This is a genomic window from uncultured Thiodictyon sp., assembly GCA_903837595.1.
GTDB lineage: Bacteria > Pseudomonadota > Gammaproteobacteria > Chromatiales > Chromatiaceae > Thiodictyon.
The window spans coordinates 1-5,720 of sequence record CAILVI010000565.1; the positions used below are offsets into that span (position 1 = coordinate 1).

Genomic DNA, 5,720 nt, shown 5'->3' on the forward strand with positions numbered 1-5,720 from the left:
AGGAGTCCGGCAATGCTTCCCCCGCGATTACCGGAGAGCAGCACCAAGTGGGAAGGCGCGGACTGGCGGACCCGCAACAGCGCCTGTTGTTGTACGGCATTCCAGCGCGCCCCGCCATCATCCTGGTAATACTGTGGTTCATTGAGTATTTCAAACGCCACCTCGGATACCGGACTCGCCGCGTAGTGCCGGGCCATTTGCTGCCAGAAATCAAGAAAGGCCTGCTGGACACTGTCTTGCGTTTCTATACGATTATGTAACTCACTTTCGGGATGAAAATCGAGGATGACAGCCAACTGTGCCTGCAACGCAAGATTCATCGCCTGATCCAGCGCCGTCCAATCCGTTGTTGGGGTTGTAGCATCCGGATTCCAGCCCAGTGCTTCGGGGTTAAAAGGGATCCGCACATGATCGAAGCCGGCCTTCTTGATCATCGCCATATCGGCCGCCACCACCGGTTGGCGGCCCCAATATTGCAGCCAATGGCTCAGATTGACCCCGCGCTGCAACGCCGGCGTGCTCGCCGCTTCAACGGCCCCCGGCGCGATTCCAACCGCGATGCAGATCAGGAGCATCAACCCATATACCCAGCGTACCGAGTTAGTCATCGTCACGTGCCTCCGGTTTCATCAAGCAGCGATACAAGCCGACGACCCGATCCGCCGTACGAGCGATGCTGAACAAACGCTCAAAGCGCTTGCGGGCGGCCAAGACCAGTCGACTCCTGAGCTTCGGGTCGTCAATCAGTTGCACGATCGCCTCGGCTAAGGCGGACACGTCACCGGGCGCTGTCAATAGGCCGGTTTCACCGTTCGTAATCGCATCGGCAACGGCGCCGACCGGGGTGGCTATCACTGCTACACCGGCCGCCATGGCCTCCAAAATGGCGATCGGCAGTCCCTCCCAACGCGACGGCAACAGCAAAATATCACTCTGAGCGAGCAGGCCTCGGGCCTCGTCAGCCCCCAACCAACCCGGGAGGCTCACGCGCGTGGCCAGGCCCAGCCCCCGCAGTTGCGCCCGATAGTGCGCCACCAGGCCGTTACCGGCAAGGGTCGCAACCCATGCGCGCTGTTGCAGGTCTGGAGTAGCCAGCGCAGACAGAATCTCTGGGGTACCCTTGCGCGGCCCAAGTTCGCCCAAGGCCAAGAGTTTACAGGGCTTCGGTTCGGGTTCACGGCCAGCCGAAGCAGGCGTCGCGCGAGTGTCACTGCGCCAGCCCGGATCAGGGACACCATTGAAAATGATCGTCACACGTTCCGTCGGGATGCCTAGACGCCTGGTCAGGTAGTCTTGCCAATAGTGACCGATCACGACCAGCCGATCGACAGCGGTGAGTTGACGCACCAGCCACCCCCGCCGCCGCGGCGACAGGCCATCAATGAAGTCGGCCAACCTCGAGCCATGCAGATGTAGTACGACCAGCAGCCCCAGGCGCCGGGCGACTGCTGCCAAGATCAATTTTCGCGCGGCACTCCCGAATGCGGCCATATGGATATGTACCACATCCGTTTTCTGCCAGTGACCTTGCCAGATCAGCCGCGCCAGCGCGGCGGCAAACCAGAACGGCATCAGCGCCCGCGGGCCAGGACCGTAGCTATCGACCACGCCGCACTGTACCTCGGGGTGGTCACGCGCGATGGCGGAAAGCAGATAGACCAGAAAACGCCCCATGCCACCGCGACCACGCATCCCGCCTGGACCGAAATGGGTGACACGGATCGCACGCTTGAGCGGCGGCGAGACGGCGCATGCTGGAACCTGGTGAGCCTGGCTGCACATAGGACGTCAGAAATACCCCTGAGAATTACGATTGACCGTGTAATTGAAGGCTCGCGAGAACGGCAGACTGCGATTGAGGTACTGATCAATCCACAGGTCGACTTCAGCGATGGTGGATTTGGGAACAAAAACGACATCGAAGCGGTGCAGCGGAACGTTATTTTCATCGGCGCGAGCTTTGCCCTCAATGATGTCGTGGACATTGATAACCTTCAGCATCGGCTTGTTGTCGCTGGTGCGCCGAATCAGCACCACTTGATTGGTGCGGGCGGTGTCGAGGAATCCTCCCGCCTCAATGATGCCCTCGAGCACTCCCATGCGATGTACCAGCTTGAACACGCCAGGACGCTGGACTTCCCCGCCGACATACACCAGCTCCGATCCGAACTGTCGGGGGACCACGTTCAATTCCGGGCGACGTAGCTCATGGGCATAGCGTTCCCGCAGCTCGTTGGCCAACTCCGGCACGGAACGGTCGAGCGCCCGCGCCGGGCCGATAAGTGCGAGTTCAATCGTGCCATCGGGCGCGACAATGACCCGATCGCTGAATTCGGGATTGTAGATCAGCTTCACGTCCAGTTCGTCGCCGGGCATGAAGCGATAGGCGGACTGTTCCTCGGTCCAGGGCAAAAATCCTTGCGCGTGCCGTTCCTGGGGGCGAATGGAGCCGACACAGGCCGCCAGCAGCAGGCACAGCAACAAAAGAAATGCGGACAAAAACCTCATGAAGTCTCTTACACACAGTGAAGTTGATCTTCCCCGCTGAACTCTGTCCGGCGGCGCAGATATTCAAGTTGTCTTGTGAAGTTTAGCAGAAAAAGTTCAGTAGGCATTTTTTCCTCTAAACCCACGCAGAGTGGTCAAAAGGATGATCTTGAGGTCGAGCCCGAGTGACCAATTGCGAATATACCAAAAGTCGTATTCGACGCGCTTCTCCATTTTATAAAGCTCATCGGTCTCGCCGCGCCAGCCATTGATTTGAGCCCAGCCGGTGACTCCTGGTTTTACCTTGTGTCTGAGCATATAGCCTTTGACGCGCGAGCGATAAAACTCATTATGGGCGACGGCGTGTGGCCGGGGGCCGACGATGGACATCTCGCCGCGCAGTACATTGATGAACTGGGGTAGCTCATCCAAAGACCACTGCCGCAGTAACCGGCCCAGCGGCGTGACGCGAGGATCGTTGCGCTTGGCCTGCACAATGACGGCACCGTTCTCACCGACGGTCATGGTGCGAAATTTCAGCACGGCGATGGGCGCCCCGGCGAGCCCATAGCGACACTGTTTGAATAAGACTGGGCCGCGCGAGCTGAGCTTTATCAGCAGCGCAATCAGTAACATCGGGCCGCCGACAACGGCCAGAATCAGGACCGACAAGACGATGTCCTCGATCCGCTTCAGGTCGCCGTCGACCCCCCAAAACGGGGTCTCAAAGACGCTGATCAGCGGGATGCCTTCAAGGGCTGACCAATGTCCTTGGAAAAGGTCGATGGTAGAAAAGTCGGGTGCGAGATAAACCGAGACGGTGGTGTCTGACAGACGGTCGATGAAGTCGGCGAGGCGCTCGCTGGAAAAGCCCTGGCGCGCGATGTAAAGGATGTTGAAATCACCGCGCCGGGCCCGCTGTATCAGGTCGGCAAAGATGGCATCGGGCGGCGGTGCTGGGGCGTCATCACCCTGGCTATCGTCGTCGCGGCGATCACTATCACGCTCACTAATAACGACATGATCGATCAAGGTAAGCCCCAGTTGCGGCGACTCGCAGATCGCCGTGACCAGTCGGTCAGCGGTCGAACCACGACCCCAGACGACTACTTTTCTTTGATATTCCTCGCGCTTCACCAGGCGGGCGAACAATAGGACGGCGATGAAGCGCCAGCCACACAGGGCGAGCGGCGTCGTCACCAGCCACTGCACCTCGGCGACGTGGGAAAGTCCCGTGGTATTCGAGAGGTGGGCCGCCGCAAACAACACGAATACCGTGGCCACCCAGGTCGTCCAGACGCGCGCATATTTGCGGGCCACCTGCTCACCATGCCACTGGCGGTAGAGTCCCACGATCCCCGCGAAGCTGGTGAAGGCAATGATGGCAAGGAGCAAAGCAATCGTGTAGGTCTCTGACCACGGGCGCGTCCAGACGCCAATCGCTAAGGCCAGGCACAGTGCAATCAGACTGGAATCGATCAGTTTGCCGATTCCCGCCACCAAGCGGCTGCTTGGTGAGTAACGGTTGGCGGCGAGCGAGAACCCCGGTAAGGAGGATTGCAGCATGTGGCTAACTCTTTCTGAGGTGGTCCGATGAACCTTGGGGCTGCAATCCCCTTCGGGTCGACCCGGCGCCGGCATAATCAACGGGGATTGACTACGGGCCGGTCTGAAATCGCAGCACATTTGCATCGGGATGTCAATCTGTTAACTAGGCCAACCAGTCCCGGCCGGCGCGGCAGTGCCTGGCCACCGTGACCGCTCCTTTTGGTAGGATATAAGCTATTTCTTGGCGCGGGCCAGAACCTTGGGCGTAGCATGGGCGAGGAGGGGTGAACCTTGATGAGTGGTGCTGGGCATGATGAGCGGCAGTCGGAAATCCCAGCGCCACTGGCGGCGGGGTCGGTGCTTGCTCGCATCGGGACGCTCGGCCTGCCGGCGACGCTGCTTTCATGGGTCTCCCTGTTGGCCTTGCTGTTCGTCCTGGTGACGGTGCAAAGCAGCGCCGCGCTGCGCTCCCATTACACGCTGGTCCTGGTGCCGCCCTGGGTGGCCGCCGTGGGTGCGGCCGCGCTGGCCTGGGCGATCGTGAGCGCGGGCCGCCGCCGGCCGGGACCGCTGTGGCCGCGACTCTGGGCGTTGGCTCTGGCAGTGGGTACCTCGCTGACGGCCGGTGCGGCCCTGCTGAGTCCTGCCTGGCTGCCAGCGCCCCAGCTGCATGCCCTGGCCATCGCGACCCTGGCCGGTGTGTTGGCGTTGGCGCCGCGTCTGGCTCGCATCCATCCGGACAGCGACTGGACGACGCGTGTCGCACCACTGAGCCTGCTCTTCACCCTGTGCCTCATCCTGCCGCTGGCCCTGGCGCAGCGCCAAGGAACGGGTGCAGCCACCGTTGACGCGGCCATTGATGCCTTAAGTGAAGCGCAGCAGGTCTTTAGTCAAGCCGGCGACTTTCAGTGGTCGCGCTTGCCGCAGCGACTCCCCGAGGCCGGTCAAGTGGTCGCGCGGCTGCGTGCCCTGCCTCCGGACCCGCTGCCGGCCGACCCTGCGCTCTGGGCCAGTGCCGCGGCGCTTGGTCGCGCGCCCCAACTGACTGCGGCGGCGCAACGGTTGATGCGCACCATCGCCGATGGCCTCAACCCGGATCGGCCCGACGGGTTTCCGCGGCTATCAGCGCTCGGCCTGGGCGCCGCCGACCTCGGCGGACCAAGTCAAATCGTTGGCGACTATTTCGAGCAGGTCGGGCGTCGTTTCCACGCATTGGACCCGGCGCGGCGCGGGGCCACCGCTGGCCCCCTGCCGGGTGCCTATGCGAAGATCGCGTCCGACTTCGCGGGCTTCCTGCGCACGATCGGTGATCGGTGGTCCGATGCCTGGGCCGTGGCGATGATTCCCGAGCGCTTGCGCCTGGGCGTCAGCGCTGACCTGTCGCCGCGGGCGCTCTTGGGGAAGGCCCTGTTTGGCGACTACCAAGCCAACGATATCCCACGCCTCTGGGGGATCGATCTCGCCACCGCCCGGCGCCTCCAGCCAGGCGGTCGCAACGACTGCGGCGGCCTGGCGTTCGAGCAACCGAAGCGCGAGTACCGTATCGATTGCTTTGCCTATGCCCCAGCCGCCGCGGGTCGCACCGCCGAGGTGCTGGCCGAGGTGCGCATCGTCTATGCAGCGCGCGCGGGCGACCTGTCGGAGCATTCACTGCCAGCGCAGATCTGGTATTCCTTCGCCCTGCC

5 protein-coding genes are annotated in these 5,720 nt (G+C 62.1%); 1 reads left to right on the plus strand and 4 read right to left on the minus strand.

What is annotated here, in order from left to right; genetic code table 11:
- From QZY44_RS34780 to QZY44_RS34795, 4 genes are all read right to left on the minus strand, one after another.
- Positions 1-608: cellulase family glycosylhydrolase (locus QZY44_RS34780; protein WP_295458803.1), on the minus strand; the 608-nt coding region annotated here is incomplete at its 3' end.
- Positions 601-1,674, minus strand: coding sequence for a glycosyltransferase family 4 protein (locus tag QZY44_RS34785; protein ID WP_295458806.1), 1,074 nt, complete (start codon positions 1,672-1,674; stop codon positions 601-603). The genes QZY44_RS34780 and QZY44_RS34785, both read right to left, overlap by 8 nt.
- A 114-nt stretch (positions 1,675-1,788) precedes the next feature.
- The gene (locus tag QZY44_RS34790) at positions 1,789-2,508 is read right to left on the minus strand and encodes a polysaccharide biosynthesis/export family protein (protein ID WP_295458808.1); all 720 of its coding nucleotides are present in this window, start codon (positions 2,506-2,508) and stop codon (positions 1,789-1,791) included.
- Between the two features lie 96 nt (positions 2,509-2,604).
- Positions 2,605-4,179, minus strand: a complete 1,575-nt coding sequence (locus QZY44_RS34795) for an undecaprenyl-phosphate glucose phosphotransferase (protein ID WP_365305916.1) — start codon at positions 4,177-4,179, stop codon at positions 2,605-2,607.
- Positions 4,180-4,326: 147 nt separating this feature from the next.
- Here QZY44_RS34795 and QZY44_RS34800 point away from each other — a divergent pair.
- Positions 4,327-5,720: hypothetical protein (locus tag QZY44_RS34800; RefSeq protein ID WP_295458814.1), on the plus strand; the 1,394-nt coding region annotated here is incomplete at its 3' end.